Annotated in this window: 14 protein-coding genes and 2 pseudogenes; 7 read left to right on the top strand and 9 right to left on the bottom strand. The window is 71.2% G+C overall.

The genetic code is table 11. From position 1 onward, the window contains the following. From ACGF0D_RS36130 to ACGF0D_RS36155, 6 genes are all read left to right on the top strand, one after another. On the top strand, positions 1-1,124 hold a 1,124-nt coding region (locus ACGF0D_RS36130), incomplete at its 5' end, for a sensor histidine kinase (protein ID WP_392923632.1). Further along, positions 1,121-1,795: a response regulator gene (locus ACGF0D_RS36135; protein WP_392923635.1), complete on the top strand. Its 675-nt coding sequence runs from the start codon at positions 1,121-1,123 to the stop codon at positions 1,793-1,795. The genes ACGF0D_RS36130 and ACGF0D_RS36135, both read left to right, overlap by 4 nt. A gap of 220 nt (positions 1,796-2,015) precedes the next feature. Further along, entirely contained in the window at positions 2,016-3,194 is a 1,179-nt protein-coding gene (locus tag ACGF0D_RS36140) for a hypothetical protein (RefSeq protein WP_392923637.1), read from the top strand. Between the two features lie 431 nt (positions 3,195-3,625). After that, a complete protein-coding gene (locus ACGF0D_RS36145; RefSeq protein ID WP_392923640.1) occupies positions 3,626-4,531 on the top strand; it encodes a hypothetical protein in 906 nt (301 codons plus the stop codon). A 73-nt stretch (positions 4,532-4,604) separates the two neighbouring features. Beyond that, complete coding sequence (locus ACGF0D_RS36150) at positions 4,605-4,991, top strand: hypothetical protein (protein WP_392923642.1); 387 nt, start codon at positions 4,605-4,607, stop codon at positions 4,989-4,991. Positions 4,992-5,200: 209 nt separating this feature from the next. After that, positions 5,201-6,754 carry a Na+/H+ antiporter gene (locus ACGF0D_RS36155; RefSeq protein WP_392923645.1) on the top strand — a complete coding sequence of 518 codons (1,554 nt, stop codon included), beginning with the start codon at positions 5,201-5,203 and terminating at the stop codon, positions 6,752-6,754. A gap of 25 nt (positions 6,755-6,779) precedes the next feature. Here ACGF0D_RS36155 and ACGF0D_RS36160 read toward each other — a convergent pair whose 3' ends face one another. Both ACGF0D_RS36160 and ACGF0D_RS36165 read right to left on the bottom strand, forming a co-directional pair. Beyond that, positions 6,780-7,376 (bottom strand): transposase, encoded by a 597-nt coding sequence (locus tag ACGF0D_RS36160; RefSeq protein ID WP_392923647.1) that lies wholly within the window; start codon positions 7,374-7,376, stop codon positions 6,780-6,782. A 187-nt stretch (positions 7,377-7,563) separates the two neighbouring features. Then, positions 7,564-8,469, bottom strand: a complete 906-nt coding sequence (locus tag ACGF0D_RS36165) for a helicase associated domain-containing protein (protein WP_392923649.1) — start codon at positions 8,467-8,469, stop codon at positions 7,564-7,566. A gap of 506 nt (positions 8,470-8,975) precedes the next feature. Here ACGF0D_RS36165 and ACGF0D_RS36170 point away from each other — a divergent pair. Then, positions 8,976-9,581, top strand: a complete 606-nt coding sequence (locus tag ACGF0D_RS36170; RefSeq protein ID WP_392923652.1) for a hypothetical protein — start codon at positions 8,976-8,978, stop codon at positions 9,579-9,581. A gap of 117 nt (positions 9,582-9,698) precedes the next feature. On the opposite strand, the pseudogene ACGF0D_RS36175 reads toward ACGF0D_RS36170, so the two are convergent. The 7 genes and pseudogenes from ACGF0D_RS36175 to ACGF0D_RS36205 all read right to left on the bottom strand — a co-directional run bounded on the left by ACGF0D_RS36175 (position 9,699) and on the right by ACGF0D_RS36205 (position 15,443). Further along, positions 9,699-10,504: pseudogene (locus ACGF0D_RS36175) on the bottom strand (glycoside hydrolase family 15 protein). Between the two features lie 32 nt (positions 10,505-10,536). Further along, positions 10,537-11,616, bottom strand: a pseudogene (locus ACGF0D_RS36180) (glycoside hydrolase family 15 protein); the annotation flags it as partial. A 27-nt stretch (positions 11,617-11,643) separates the two neighbouring features. Then, complete coding sequence (locus ACGF0D_RS36185; protein ID WP_392923655.1) at positions 11,644-12,093, bottom strand: hypothetical protein; 450 nt, start codon at positions 12,091-12,093, stop codon at positions 11,644-11,646. Beyond that, on the bottom strand, positions 12,090-13,034 hold the full coding sequence (locus tag ACGF0D_RS36190) for a hypothetical protein (protein ID WP_392923657.1): 945 nt from the start codon (positions 13,032-13,034) through the stop codon (positions 12,090-12,092). The genes ACGF0D_RS36185 and ACGF0D_RS36190 overlap by 4 nt, the downstream gene beginning before the upstream one ends. Before the next feature lie 74 nt (positions 13,035-13,108). Next, a complete protein-coding gene (locus tag ACGF0D_RS36195; RefSeq protein ID WP_392923659.1) occupies positions 13,109-13,360 on the bottom strand; it encodes a hypothetical protein in 252 nt (83 codons plus the stop codon). Continuing rightward, positions 13,357-13,875 carry a hypothetical protein gene (locus ACGF0D_RS36200; RefSeq protein WP_392923661.1) on the bottom strand — a complete coding sequence of 173 codons (519 nt, stop codon included), beginning with the start codon at positions 13,873-13,875 and terminating at the stop codon, positions 13,357-13,359. Before ACGF0D_RS36200 ends, ACGF0D_RS36195 begins: the two co-directional genes overlap by 4 nt. 29 nt (positions 13,876-13,904) lie before the next feature. Further along, the gene (locus tag ACGF0D_RS36205) at positions 13,905-15,443 is read right to left on the bottom strand and encodes a Mur ligase domain-containing protein (RefSeq protein WP_392923663.1); all 1,539 of its coding nucleotides are present in this window, start codon (positions 15,441-15,443) and stop codon (positions 13,905-13,907) included. Positions 15,444-15,511 lie beyond the last annotated feature (68 nt).

Consider the following 15,511-nt stretch of genomic DNA (forward strand, 5'->3'; position numbering starts at 1 on the left):
ACGCCGGCCGGCTCACCAGCCGGGCCGCCCGCGCCACCGCCGAGGCCGAGACCCTCTCCACCCTGGCCGGCAGCGTGCTGCGCGGCGCCGACGCGGTACCCGCCCTGCTGGAGAAGTCCCGGACGGCTTTCGGCATGGACTCCGTGACCCTGCTCGACAGCCTCACAGGAGAGACCATCGCCCGCAGTGATGCCGAGACGGACGGAGGCGTCGAGACCGGAAACCATGAGGCCACCGAAGTGGCCGTCGGAGAACGGGCCCTCCTGGTGCTCACCGGCCGCCGGCTGCCCGCCGCCGACCAGCGGGTGCTCACCGCCTTCGCCGCCCACGTCGCCGCCGCCCTGGAACGCGACCGGCTGGCCGTCGCCGCCGCAGAGGTCGAACCGATCAAGGCCGCCGACCGGATGCGCACCGCCCTGCTCGCCGCCGTCAGCCACGACCTGCGCACCCCGCTCGCCGCCGCCCTCGCCTCGGTCGGCTCACTGCGCAGCCCCGACGTCGAGTTCTCACCCGAGGACCAGTCCGAACTCCTCGCCACCGCCGACGAGTCGCTGGTCAAGCTCACCCGGCTGGTCGACAACCTGCTCGACATGAGCCGCCTCCAGGCCGGCGCCCTCACGCTCCACCTGGCGTCCGTCCCGCTGGAAGAGGTGCTGATGCGTGCCGTGGACTCACTGCCCGATCCGTACGCGCCGATCCAGCCGCTCGACCTCGACGCCGCCCCCGCGGTGCTCGCCGACCCGCCCCTGCTGGAACGCGTGCTCGCCAACGTGATCACCAACGCGCTGCGGTACAACGCCCCCGGCGCGCCCGTCCTGGTCACCGCCAGCCACCACGCCGACCAGGTCGAGATCCGGGTGATCGACCGCGGCCCCGGCATCGCCCCCGAGGACCGCGACCGGGTCTTCCTGCCCTTCCAGCGCCTCGGCGACACCGACAACACCACCGGCGTCGGCCTCGGACTCGCCCTCTCCCGCGGCCTCGCCGAGGCGATGGGCGGCAGCCTGGAGGTCGAGGACACCCCGGGCGGCGGCACCACCATGCTGCTCACCCTGCCCGCAGCACCGGAGACGCGGATCGACGAACCCAGCGTCGCCCTGTTGGAGAGGAGCGCGGACCGGTGAGCCACATCCTCGTCGTCGACGACGAACCGGCGCTGCTGCGCACCCTGCGGATCAATCTCCAGGCCCGGCAGTACTCGGTGCTCACCGCGGCCACCGGCCAGGAAGCCCTGGATTCGGTGGGCCAGGCGCCACCCGATGCCATCGTCCTGGACCTCGGCCTGCCGGACTTCGACGGCGTGGACGTGATCCATGGCATCCGCTCCACGCTGACCGTGCCGATCATCGTGCTGACCGGGCGGGCCGACATCGATGACAAGCTCCGGGCGTTCGACGCGGGGGCGGACGACTACGTGACCAAGCCCTTCGTCGTGGACGAACTCCTGGCCCGGCTCCGAGCCGTTCTGCGCCGGCCCGCCCCGCCCGCGCCCGATCCGTCGGTGCGGATCGGGCCGTACGAGGTCGACCTAGACGCGGGCACGATCACCGGCCCGGGCGGCCCCGTCCGGCTCACTCCGACCGAGTGGAAGATCCTCACCCTGCTGCTCGCCAACCCCGGTCGGCTCGTACCCGGCCGACAGATCCTGACCGAGGTCTGGGGCCCGGCCCAGGAGGGGCGCGGCAACTACCTTCGGGTCTACTTCGCCAGCATGCGGCGCAAGCTCGAACCCGATCCGGCCCGGCCGCGCCACCTGATCACGGAGCCCGGGATCGGCTACCGGTTCCAGCCCTGACGGGCTGCATCCGGGTCGGTGTCCCGTTCCCTTCGATGTGACTCCTACACGTATCAACGGCCGTTCCAGGCGGGGGAGTTCAACGGAATTCGCGCATTCTTGATCCGTCTCGCATGGATCCCGTAAGGATCACCGGCCGAATCCCGGAATCGACGTTCCGCCCTGCCATCGTGCTTTCCGACCGGATCCGTTCGGGTCCGAATTCGAAGGAGAGCACGTGTTGTCGAGGATCAAGCTGGCGGCCGTTGCCGCGGGCCTCAGCGCCCTGGCCGTCGCGGGCCTGGCCGGGCCGGCGGCGGCCGACGGGAGCTACGACCCGGTCAAGGAGAACTGCAACGCCGCGAACGTGGTGACGCCGGGCTCCACCGCCTTCGTGTGGTGCATCCAGGCGGCCCAGCAGAGCGGGGAGGCCAAGCGGCTGGCCCGCGAGGGCTTCGTCAAGGGCCTGCTCGACCTGCTGGTGAACAAGACCGGCGGCTACTACAACGTCATGATCTTCGATATCAAGGGCAACAACGCCTTCGGGGATCCGTGGTACGTCCACAACTACGAGGAGCACCTGGAGGACGTCGACTTCACGTACGACGTCACCTACCACGACCAGACCTCGCGAGAGGACCAGACCTACCGGATCTGGATCTTCCACGGCGGCGGCATGTTCGCCAACGGCTTCGACGGCGGCTGGGGGAACTGGGCGTTCTACGGCCTGTTCGACCGGTCCTCCCGCGAGCACAACTGGGCCTACCCGCCGGGCACCAGCCGTCCCGGCCAGCGGTACAACCACACCGACGCCGTGGTGAACTTCCGGCGGACGCTGACCAGCGCCGTCCCGTCCGGCGGGACCCCGGTCCAGCCCGGCCGGGTCGCCTCGCCGTCCGTACCTGCCGTACCCGCCGTTCCCAAGGGCGGCGAGCCGGCCACGCCGGGTGTGCCGGTCCAGCCCGGCAAGCCCGCCCACCCCGGAAAGCCCGGCGAGCCCGCCAAGCCCGGCAAGCCGTCCGGCTCGGGCCACCCGCCGCTGGACACCCCGGTGTACCTGCGGACGGTCAACGGTCTGGGTGCCGTCGCCACCGGCGACGCCCCGGGTTCGACGGTGATCGCCGGCAAGCTCGGCGGTGCCGATTCCCGCTGGACCTTCAAGGACGCCGGTGGCGGCCGCTACCGGATCACCAGCGCCCTCGGCCCGGAGCTCACCGAGAACACCGGCACCTACTTCGCCGACGTCAACGGCTGGAAGGGCGGTGCGGAGCAGAAGTGGGAGGTCCTCAACGTCGGGGGTGACCGCTTCCAGGTCAGGATCAGCGATCAGGACTGCCTGACCTACCACGAGGACCAGAAGACGCTCGGCGTGTGGACCTGCGACGGGTCCGCCGAGCAGCAGTGGACGATCACCCGCTGAGGGGTGAGCCCCGGCCGGGACGCGTCCCGGCCGCCCACCCGGACAGATCTTGCGCCAATGCCTCGTCAAGATGATCCGCGGCGGCATCAAGGACTCGTCAGGGCGGGCGGACGAGTGTTCGGTCGGACCTAGTGTGAGCTGCGAGGAAACGGTTCGCTGCCCGGGCGTGGGGCCTGGCGGCGAACCGTTTGCCGAACCCCGACCCCCGGCGGGTTCCTCCGGGGAAGGTTCGGCGGCCAGTGAAAAACAGGGGGAGGGGGCGCGCGGCGATGCCAACGGGAACGTCGGGCGGTACGGCGGTCATGGGGGAAGCAGTCGCGTCGGAAACGGCGCGACAGGAGACCGCCGCACCACCACCCGGGCCGCGCGCCCCCCGACACCGGCTCGGAACCTCCTGGCGCAGCCGGGCCTGGTGGAACACCCCCCGCCTGGTGCGCGCCCTCACCGGCATCTGCCTCGCGGCGCTGCTCGCCGCCGGCACGGCGACCGCCATCGTCCTGGGCGGAGCCCGGGACGGCACGGACGTCATCGGCCACCAGGCCGCCCCGCAGGTGGTGCGCTCGGCCGACCTCTACTTCGCGCTCAACGACATGGACGCCCAGGCCGCGAACCTGCTGCTGTTCGGCGCCGACCCGGACTACACGGCGCTGCGCAAGGAGACCCTGGACACCTACGAACAGCGGCGCACCCAGGCCGACACCGACCTGCAGCGCGTCACGGAGGCGGTGGCGGGCGACCAGGCCGGGCAGCGGGCCGTGCAGACCGTCATCGGTGAACTCGGCCGCTACGAGGCCCTGGTGGCCCGCGCCCAGCTGCTGGAGGACCAGGCCCACGCCCCGGCCGGCCGACCCTCGGCGGACGCCCTCGCCGCCTACCGGCAGGCTACCGACCTGCTGCGCCAGCGCCTGCTTCCGGGCGTCGACGACGTCACCAAGGCCAATGCGGCCGTGGTCGAGCGCAACTACGCGGACCAGCGTGACGCCCTGGTCGGCGGCTGGTGGTGGATCCTGCTCACCGGTCTGCTGGCCCTGGCCGGGCTCGGGCTGCTGCAGCGGGTGCTCGCCGTGCGCTTCAGGCGGCTGGTGAACGTGCCATTGGCGGTCACGAGCCTGCTTGTTCTCCCGGGGCTGATCACCGCGCTGACGCTGACCTCCCGGGCGGACCACCACCTGGTGGTCGCCAAGAGCAACTCCTTCGACTCGGTGATCGCCCTCAGCCGGGCGCGCGGTCGCGTACGACCTCAACGCCGACGAGAGCCGCTACCTGACCGACCTCACCCGAGCGGCCGCCTACGAGCAGAGCTTCCTCGACAAGACCCAGTCCTTCGCCCGGGTTGACGGCGCCGTCCTCGCCGCGTACAACGACCGGCTCGCCGCGCTCGCCGACAAGCACCGAGCCGACCACGGCCAGGTGGGGTTCGGCGGGTACCTCGGCGACGAACTGCGCAACATCACGTTCCCTGGTGAACAGGACGCGGCGGAGCGGGTGTTGGCCGCCTTCCAGCAGTACCAGCGCGACGACCGGAAGATCCGCGAGCTGAACGCCCAGGGCAAGCTCAAGGAAGCTGTCACCTACAACACCGGCCTCACCCCGGGCCAGTCCAACGCCGACTTCGGAACGCTGAGCGCCGCCCTGGACGACAACCAGGCCATCAACCAGCGCGCCTTCGACGGCGTCGTCGCCGCCACCGACGACGACCTCGACGCCACCACCGCAGGCCTCGGCGCCGCGGTGCTGGCGGCGGCGTTCGCCCTGACCGCACTGGGCGTGCGGCCGCGCCTGCGCGAGTTCGCCTGAACCGGAGTGTCGAGGCGGCCAGGGGCGCGGTCGCCCGGCTCGTCGTGCGTGCTGCCGGCACTCCGTTGTCCGGTGATTCCACACCGCCGATCTCTGCTAGTGCTCCGATAAGATGACCGCAGGTGTGCCGGGAAGCCTGGTCGGCGCGGGGGACGACTGTGGCGATCGGCGGCGGTGACCCCGGTTCTTGCGATGGGGTCTTTCCGCCGATGCATGTCGTGGCGATCGTTCTCGTCCTGGTGGTACTGGCCACGGCCGTCGCCACCTTCGCCCAACGCCTGCGCGTTCCCGCGCCGTCGCTGCTGGTCCTGGCGGGCATCGGAGTGGCGCTGATACCCGGCGTCCCGGCGCTGCACATCCCCCCGCAGATCATCGGCATGGTGGTCCTGCCGCCGCTGCTGTACGCCTCCGCCGAGGAACTGTCGCTGCGGGACCTGCGCACCGTGTGGCGCCCGGTGACGATCCTCTCCTTCGGCCTCGTCTTCGCCTCCGCCGCCGCCGTCGGCTTCACGGCCGTCGCCGTGGCCGGGCTGCCGCCCGCGATGGCCTTCGTGCTCGGCGCCGTCCTCTCCAGCACGGACCCGGTGGCGGTCACCGCGCTCGGCCGACGCCTCGCCCTGCCCGGGCGGCTCCAGGTCCTGGTGCAGGCGGAGAGCCTGTTCAACGACGCCACCTCGCTGGTGCTGTTCAAGGTCGCCATCGGCATCGCGGTGGCCGTCGGCGCCTCGGTGAGCCTGCCGGTGGCGGGCGGCGAGTTCCTGCTGCTCGGCGGGGGCGGCAGCGTGGTCGGCGCCGTCGTCGCCGGACTGGTGTGGCTGGTGCGCCGCCGCACCACCGACCCGGTGCTGGAGACGGTGATCGCGTTGGTCACCCCGTACGCGGCGTACGTGCTCGCGGAGTCCGCGCACACCTCGGGCGTCACCTCGGTCGTGGTCGCCGGCGTGCTGCTCGGCCGCTCCGGCCACCGGCTTACCGACGCCCACATCCGCCTCCAGGTGCACGCCGTGTACGCGGTGGTGGTGTTCCTGCTGGAGAGCGTCGTCTTCAGCATCGTCGGCCTGGAACTGCCCACCCTGGTGCGGGACCTGCCCCCGGGCACCGGCTGGTGGCCGCTGCAGGCGCTCGCGCTGGCCGCCGTACTGACCGCAGTGCGGGTCCTCTCGACCCTGCCGCTGACCCGCGCCGTCAAGCCCAGCCAGGGCCGCGGCCGGCTCTCCTGGCGGGTCGCCGGGGTGGTCACCTGGGCAGGCACCCGGGGCGTCATGCCGCTCGCCGCCGCCCTGTCCATCCCGCTGCTCGCCGACGACGGCACGACGCTCACCGGACGGCCGCTGATCCTGGTCCTCACCACCGCCGTCGTCGTCTTCACCCTCGTCGTCCAGGGCCTCACCCTCGCCGCCGTCGTCAACCGCTCCGGTCTCGCCCTCGAACCCGAGCACACCGCCCGCGAGGAGGACGACGCCCGCGACGCGCTCAATCGGGCCGCCCTCGACCACGTGGGACACCTCGCCGAGCTGGAGGCCGTCCCGGATACCGCTCTCGACCGGGTCCGCCGTGCCCTCACCGCCCGCCTCGACCGCACCCCCGAGACCCCCGACGGCACCACCGCCGACGCCGTCTACCGCCAGCTGCGCCGCGAGGTCATCGCCGTCCAGAGCACCGAGCTGCACCGTCTCTACGACGAACACCGCATCAGCGACACCACCCGCCGCCGCGTCCAGCACGACCTCGACCGCGAGGAAGCCGCCCTCGGCAGCCCGTGATCCGTCGGGCTCTCGCGGAGGAGGTTCAACGGCGTCGTCGCGGCGGGAGCACCACGGTGAGCGTCGCACACACAGCCGCCCCGAACAGGAGCCCGCCCCATGGCGCCCTACCACCAGGACGGTGTGCCACCGTCCCGAAGACGAAGAGGGTGGTCCCACCGCACACGAGGAAGAGAACGAAGGCAGCGCGGACCGCGGGCGTGTAAGCGATCTTGTGTAAGTGCCTTGCGGTTATCGGATACTGAGCCGGTCCTCGAAGAAGAGTGAGAACTGGTTCAGCGCCTCCTTCCAGTGTGCGGCGACGTGGTTGATGTCGCTTGCCCTGGGGGAGATCTGCCCCTGGACGGGCGAGGTAGAGCACCTTCAACGCCGCTTGCTCAGAGGGGAAGTGGCCGCGGTTGCGGGTGGCCTTCCGCAGTCGGGAGTTGATCGACTCGACCATGTTCGTGGAGTAGACGACCGTCCTTATCGCGGGCGGGAACGCGAGGTAGGGCGTGAACTCGCTCCAGGCCGCCCGCCAGGTGCGGACCACGGCCGGGTAGCGTTCGCCCAGCTCGGAGGCGGCGAACTCGTCAAGGGCCTGCTCGGTCGGTGCGGTGTAGATCGCCCGCAGGGCCGGCACCAGCTTGGAGCGGTCCCTGTCGGAGGACAGCCGCAGCGAGGCGCGAATGATCGGCGCCTGGACTGCGAGGCCTTCGTTCGGACCGTCACCCCACGTGAGCCCTCGCTCCTGCGCACGGGATGCCGCGCGGCGACGACACGCTTTACTGACTTGAATAGCGTGGCCCCTCCAGGGAAGCCCGCTTGATCTATGGGGACGGTAAGCGGGTCTGTACCACCGTGTCGGCCAGTGGTGGGAGGACGACACCGCACGCTGTGAGTTCGGCGTGCTCCTGTGGAGTGAGCATGCCCTTCCTTGCCTTCGCCAGGCAGTTCTTCAACCAGTTCCCCAGCCGGTCGAAATCACCGCCCTTCCCCACCGGGACGCGCACATGCCCGTTCTCCGCCCTGAACGCCTTCAACAACTCGATGTTGTCCATGAACCGGGCAGCCGCCACACTGGTCACGAACCCGAGGCTGATCAGCTCCTGGCGCCGTTCCCTGCTGAGGGAGGAGAACCGGGCGCGCTTGCCGCGGACCTGGGCGCCGAGGGGGCGTCTGCCGGCGGGGGTGACGTACGTGGCGGGAACGAAGAGGTCGCCGTGCTGGGCCTTGTAGTCGGTCAGGTCCTGGATGAGCTGCTCCCACTCGGTATCCCTGGAGTGCCAGATCACGCCCAGTTCCTCCAACTGGCGTGCGACCGCGGAAGGCAGGGATCCGTTTCGGTAGCGGTGTCTCGCGTTGTGAAGCCACTGCCCAGTCCGCTCCCCGCTGGGGCCGATCCAATCCTTGCCGACCCGTAGGTGGCCGTTCGTGGCGTGGAAGGACCTCAGGTCCTCCAGGTGGCGTTCCCTGCGGGAGCCGGTGGAAAAGATGGTCCTGGTGGTGACGGCATCGATGAAACCGTTGGGGATTTCGGTTCCGCTGAAGGAGATCCACTTCGGCAAGAGCAGCGGTTGCGCGGGGCGGGCGCTGATCGGACGGGTGCGGCGCAGCCGTGTCAGGTGGTGGGCGAGCCGGTCGTCCAGTGCCGCCATGGCCTGGATGGAGGAGACGACGACATCGAAGCCGCTGTCCGTGTCCTGGTCCGCCTCCTCGGCGGCGATGACCGGCACGATGATGGCCGCGGTCTTACGGCGGCTTCGGTCGCCTCGACGCAGCGCCCGTCCGGCGATCTGGGCGATCCCGATCTTCGAGCGACGTGGACTCCGTGAAGAACATGGCCCTATGAGCGCCGAGGACGCTGAGACACACCTGAGAGCCTGGTGGGCGGTCCACCGCACACGGTCCCGCTGACCGGCTGGCCATCGCCCGCCTGACTGACCCCGGCGAATTGGACCGGGAGGACTTCGCAGCTGGGGGCTCGCCAGGCCTTGGCGCTCCGCAGCGGTCGGTCACGGCCTTGGCATCGACCGTGTCCGGCTGGACCCTTCTCGGTATCGGCCCCGTCGCCCCCGGACCGGGATAGGGGACCTGTTCCGGGACGACGCGCACCGGGGCCCTCCCGGGAGGCTGGTGTTTCACCGTTTCGGTGGCACGCAACCGAGGACTGCGGGATCGTCGTCCCCGACGCCCCGGAAGAGGGCAACGGATCAGACAGATGGCCGGTTGGAGGAGCGCGATGGGTGAGCGGGAGACGTGGTCGACGGGGGAGTTCGGTGACTCGCACAAGGGCGCGGTCGGCGTGCTTCTGGCCGACGGCACCGTCCCCCGCCCGGTCCGTTACCAGACGAGCAGTAGCGGGGGCGGGCGGTCCGTTTCGCATTGGAGTGCCTACAACGGCCGTTACGATGCCCCGCAGGCGCACGCGTTGCGCGGGGAGTGTTCCTGTGGGTGGACAGGCCCCAAGCACGTGCTGGACTGGGACGAGATCGGCGACCAGGAACTCGCCAGGGCAGGCGTCGGCGTGGCGATCCAGTGCGAGAGCGACTGGTGGGACATACACCTCGTCGAGGTGGAGGCGACGACGGTGCCCCTGCCCGAGACGGTCACCGACCTGCTCAGCCAGCTGACGGAGGAGATCGAGAAATTGGGGAACACACACCCACTGGCCGCCGTGCGGGCAGCCCTCCGGCTGGAGGTGACTGCCGCGGAGCTCGCCTTCTGGCCCGCCCGCAACGCTCGGAGCGACAGCAGTCCCGAGCAAGCCGCTGCCGCCCTCGGTCTCAACGAAGCAGATGCGGAGCGCGTGCTGGCCCGCTTCAGCCGCTCACGCCGGTACCACTGAGACCCCGGCCCCTCGTTTCCGTCGCGGTAACGGAGGCCAGGCTGCTCGGACCGGCCCGGACCACGGGGCAGGTCCGGGCGCTGCCGATGACGTTGGACACTGGCGGCATGTGAGTGTTCATAGGCCAGCCCTCTGCCGGACACCCGCGACCGTGGACATCCCCAGCTCCCGCTCGGGGAGTGCCCCGGCGGGCAGGGCGCGTTGAGCGGGCAGGTGTACGGCGTCGGTCAGTCGCAGGGCGGTGCCGACCAGGGCGAGGTGGCTGAAGGCTTGCGGGAAGTTGCCGACCTGGCGCTTGAGCCGCGGGTCCCACTCCTCGGCGAGCAGGCCGAGGTCGTTGCGCAGCGCCAGCAGCCGGTCGAACAGCTCGCGGGCCTCCTGCACCCGGCCGATCATGGCGAGGTCGTCGGCGAGCCAGAAGGAGCAGGCGAGGAAGGCGCCCTCGTGGCCGGAGAGGCCGTCGACGTTGTTGCCCGACTCGTCGTGGGTCGGGTAGCGCAGCACGAAGCCGTCCTCGGTGGACAGTTCGCGCTGGATCGCCTCGATGGTGCCGATGACGCGCTTGTCGTCCGGCGGGAGGAAGCCGACCTGGGGATCAGCAGCAGCGAGGCGTCCAGCTCCTGGCCGCCGTAGTACTGGGTGAAGGTGTTGCGCTCCGGGTCGTAGCCGCGCTCGCAGACCTCGGTGTGGATCTCCTGGCGCAGTCGCTCCCAGTGGGCGAGTTCCTTCGGCGTGGTGTCCGGCCGGCGGCGCAGCAGGGTGATGGTGCGGTCGATGGCGACCCAGGCGAGGACCTTGGAGTGGACGAAGTGCCGGCGTGGGCCGCGGACCTCCCAGATGCCCTCGTCGGGCTCGCGCCAGTGGTCCTCGGTGAAGCGGGCGAGGGCCGCAGCATCGCGTCGGCGTCGCGCGAGGGCGGCAATCCGGCATCCTCAGCGGCGAGCAGGAAGTCGGCGATTTCGCCGGGGACGTCAAGCTGGAGCTGTCCGGCGGCGCCGTTGCCGACCCGGACCGGCCGGGATCCCTCATAGCCGGGGAGATGGTCCAGTGTTCGTTCGGTGAGGTCGGTTTCACCGCTGAGGCCGTACATGATCTGCATGTTCTCGACGTCGCGGCCCAGGACGCAGAGCAGCCAGTCGCGAAGGGCCTCTGGCTCCTCGGTGTGGCCGAGGCGGGCGAGTTCGGTGGCGGTGAGGCAGGCGTCGCGCAGCCAGGTGTAGCGGTAGTCCCAGTTGCGCTCGCCTCCGATCTGCTCGGGCAGTGAGGTGGTCGGCGCGGCGACGATCCCGCCGCCCGGGTTGCACAGCGACTTGAGGACGAGCGTCGAGCGCACCACGGCGTCGCGGTCGGGCCCCCGGTAGGTGCCGCGGGACGCCCACTCGCGCCAGAATTCCTCGGTACGTGCCAGTGCCGAGCGGGCGCTGCGGATGGTCGGGGTGGCGGGCAGGTGGGAGGGCTGCCAGGTGAGGGTGAAGGTGGTGTACACGCCGTACGTGATGGTGAAGTCGGCGCGGGCACCGTCTTCGGTGACGGTGTGGTGCTGGCCGTCGAGCCAGTAGGTGTCGGGGTAGGTGGTGGCGCACAGCCGAGGGGCTCCGGTACGCGCGGTGCGGGTGATGAGCGGGCTGTTGGCGCCGTAGCCGGGACGGGGGCGGAACAGCGAGGTCATCGCCACCGTGCCCTTGAGTCCCTCGACGATCCGCACGACTTGGGGGACCTGGGGGCCGCAGGACATGAAGTCGGTCACCCGGACGATGCCGTTCGGGGTGACCCATTCCTGCTCCAGGATCATGGTGTCGCCGCGGTAGCGGCGCCGGTCGGACGGTCGCGGGATGCCGTCCGTGGCCGGGGCGATGCGCCAGAAGCCGTGTTCTTCGGTGCCGAGCAACTCGGCGAAGACGGCAGGGGAGTCGAAGCGGGGCAGACACAGCCAGTTGACAGTCCCGTCGCGGCGCACGAGGGCGCCGGTGGCGGTGTTGCCGATCAGGGCGAGGTCTTCGATGAGGGGGTGAGGGCGGAGGGCGGGGGTGCGCATGCTGTTCCTACGGGTGGGTGGTGGTACTCAGGGCCGGGTAGTGCTCTGGGCGTTAAGGTGGTCGAGGGCGGCGCGCACGGTGGCGGCGAGGCCGGAGGCAACGGCCAACCGGGGTATGGTGCCGAGCAGTTCGGCGCGAATGAACCGCTGGGCGCGGTCGTCCAGGTCGCAGCCGACGACCAGCGCGGTGCGCGAACGGTGGAGGAATCGCTGCTGGAAGTCGCGGACCTGCTGTGCGCCCTGCGGGCGCCACAGGAGGACGGCGCTGAAGCGCCGCAGGTTGTGCTCCTGCCAGCCGAACGGTGTTCCCGTTCCGGTGCCGGGCTGGGGATTGAGGACGGTGCCGGTGAAGCCGGCCGAGTCCAGGAGGGTGATGACGTTGTTCTGCCAGCCCGGGCGGCCGGTGCCAGAGCATGCCAGGTACAGCGACGGGTTGCCGTCGGAGGCGTAGTGCTCCGGGTACTCGACCAGCCTCATCGGGCACGGCCGGAGGCGGTGCCCGAGACGGGTCGGCCGAGAAGAAGGACCATGGCAACGGCGTGGGTACGGGTCTTCGCCCCGATGGCGTTGGTGGCCCGGGTGATGACGCCGCCGATGTTGTTCTGGTTGATGCCGGTCATCCGTGCGACGGTGTGCACATCGTGGGTGGCGAGCAGGGTGAGCACCTGGCGGTCGCTCGGGGCGAGTTCCGGGAGCTCCTCGGGCAGTGCCGCGCGAAGCTCGGCGGTGTCGAGCAGCTTCGAGAGGATGAGGTCGGCGATGGCACGGGTTCGGTCGCCGAAGCCTCGGCGACGCATCACCTGTGACATGGTGTTGGAGGCATTGCCGGCGGAACAGCCGAGCTGCTCGGCGACGCCGTCGTAGCTGTGCCCGAGGGCGAGCTGCACAGCCACGTCGTGCTCGTGCCGGCTGAGTCCGTTGCTGTTCTTCGCGGCTACCTTCAGGGCCCCGGAGTGGCTGAGCAGTACCCGGCGTGCGCTGCTGGCCCGGGCCTCGTGCATCGTCTGGCCGGTCGCGATGACGAGGCAGGTCTCGACCGGCTGACCGAGGGCGAGGGCTGCGGCCCGATAAGGGTTGGTCCCCAGCTCCCGGTGCTCCACCGCGCTCACGGACGCCGACCATACGTTGGGGACGCGCTGCGCGATGAGCATGTCGGTCACCTGGCAGCCGAGCCGCTGGACGACCAGGGCACAGGGGATGGTCAGGGAGCCGGCGCGCATCAGCAGCCGCAGCAGCGGGGCGGGTTTGGTGGCCGGCGCCGGGGCACCCATGGCCAGGAGCCTGGGATCGGCCCCGGACAGACGGGTGGCAGGCAGCTGGGCGAGCGCGCTGGCGTCAACGAGGACGCCCGAGCGGTTGATGAGGTGGCGGTCCAGATCGCGGGCCGAGATACCGTCGGCAGGTCGTAAGGTGCTCATCTTCTCTCTTGGGTTGTCGGGGTGCGGCCCTGGCCCGAAACGGCCGCCATGGGGTGGTGCGGTGGGGTAGGTGTTCAGTCGCGCGGCCGGGGCGGGCCTTCCTGGGAGGAGCCAACCCCGCGCTGCGGCGCAGAATGCGACGCGATCAGGCGGTCGGCGACGGCCAGCGTGCTGAAGACGACGAGCGCGAAGATCGCCAGGTAGAGCGGTTGGGTGAGCTGAACGCGGTGCTGGACGAGGTAGACGACGGCGGCCCCGACCTGGAGTCCGACGAGAAAGCAGACGAGGCCGATCGCGGCCCTGCTCCCGGTGCGCCGGGGGTTCATGCGGCCTGCCTGCGGGGCGCGGCGCGGTACAGCGGCCCGGCGGGCCACGTGGGGTCGATGTCGCTGAGGTAGACCAGGCCGGCCAGGACGGCAGCGATGCTCGCCTGCACCTGGGTGTGCACGCCCAGGCGGACGCGCAGGTCCCGGCCGTAGCCGCGCGCGGTGGCGGTCGTGACGTCGAGGTCGATCGTGAGTTCCGGGGTGGTGCGCCCGCTGACCCAGCCCACGAGGATCCGGTACAGGTGCGGGGGGAGGCAGATCGGGGTGGTGAGCGCGGTGCAGGGCTGCGCGGTGTCGGTGATGACGCGGTGAGCGGTGCCCCAGGCGACGAGCTGGCACGCGGTGCGGGTGCCGGTGGCCATCAGCAGGCCCTTGACGGCGGCGTCGACTTCGGCGGGCTCCCAGGGGAGTTCGGGGTCGGCCGCGATCGTGCGAACGGTGGACTCGGCGGCGATGTGGCTCAGAAGACGGACCTGCTGCCCGGTCAGGGTGTGGGCGGGAAGAGCGATGGCCATGATGGTGTCTCCGGTGGTCGACGGGCGGTTCACGGGCAGACGGCGCCCGGGGCACCGGTCTGGGCGAGGCGGTCCAGCAGCCGGGCTCCGAGCCGCTCGGCCTGGCCGGTTCCGACGACCAGGACGAGGTCGCCCTCGGCCGTCATCTCGAAGAGCCGCTGCTCGGGGCCGGATTCGCGCGGGCCGCAGCGGACGCGGTGAACCGCGTCCGGGCCGAGGACCCGAACGGCGGCCCGCTCGACGGCGTCCAGCGGGTCGGGCCCGTCGTGTGTGGCCAGCGGGGTGCTGACCGGCAGGAGCAGCGCGTGGTTGGCGTCGCCGAGGGCGGAGCCGAGGCCGCCGGCATGGGCGCTGGTGCGGGCGATGCCGTCCGGCTCCAGGGCGACGATCACGTTCCCCTCGGTGAGCAGCCGTGCGGCCGTCACGTCCTGGGCGACCTCGCGGGGGTGCCGGGCGCGGGAGTCCGCCACGGTGATGCCGCACTGCGTGCCGAGCACGGTGAGCGAGCGTTCGACGCCCCGGAAAGCGGCAAGGCGCTCCGCCACCGCCCCCGGGCTCGCGCCGGCAACGAGGGCGGTGGCGATGGCGGCGCATGCTGCCAGGGCCTGGTGACGGCCTGCGACCGGGACGATGAACTGGTACTGCACGCCCTGGTAGTGGAGGGCGAGGAGGTGCTCACCGCCAAGCCACCGGGGCGGGAGAACCCACACGTCGGCGCTCTCGTCGAGGCCGACGGTCACCACCGCGGTGGGGCCGTTCGGGCCGGGCCGGTCGGTGAGTCTCTCGCGAAGGATCCTGGTGCTCTTGTCCCACAGCGGCAGGACCACGGTGCCGGAGCGGTGGGCGAGGCCGGTGAGAGAGTTCAGGGCCTCGACCGTGTCCTCGAAGTGCGGCACGTTCCCCGCGGCGGCGGTGATCAGCGTCACCTCCGGTCGAGGCCGCCGGTACGAGGGCGCGGTGTTGGGGCGGTAGCTCCAGGACCCCTTGGGTGCGGGCTCGTGGGTGGCGGTGTCCGGGCAGAGGTCCACCACCAGGCGGCGGTCGCCGCTGTGCCCCGGCGGGCGGTTGAGGGTGGGGGCGTTGAGGATCCAGCCGGTGTGTCCGTCGTCCAGTACGGCGGCGAGCACCGCCGCCGCCGTCGCGGTGCCGTGGCTACCGCCGACGGCCACCAGCTGCCGGCCGAAGTCCGCGGTCAGCGAGGCGAGCGCGTGTGCGCGGGCGAGAACCGGCAGGTGCAGTTCCTGGCCGCGGTTGAGTTCGGGGTGCGGAGCGGCCAGCACCCCCGACCACACCACGCAGGTCCGGTCCTCCCGGACGTGCCCGGCGTCGAAGCCAACCGCGACGTCGACTCCGGCCTCGCGCAGCCGGGCGGCAGCAACGCTGTCACGGTCGGCGGGGTCGATGCTGCCGGTGACCTCCAGGCCGCGGGAGGCCAGCCACAGCGCCAAGCCCTCCATGCCGGGCTTCGCGACATCGACCAGGTGCGCCCTGGTCAGCACGTCGGGCAGACCGGTGGCGGGGGTCGCGGCTCCGTGTTCGTGCGTGCGGCGTTGGACGACGGTGTCCATGAAGGTCCTCCAGCAGGTGAGGGCAGGGTGGGAGGTGGAACCGGGTCGGCCACGGGCTCCGGGGGTGT

Origin of the sequence: Kitasatospora sp. NPDC048298, from assembly GCF_043201465.1 — a bacterium.
GTDB lineage: Bacteria > Actinomycetota > Actinomycetes > Streptomycetales > Streptomycetaceae > Kitasatospora.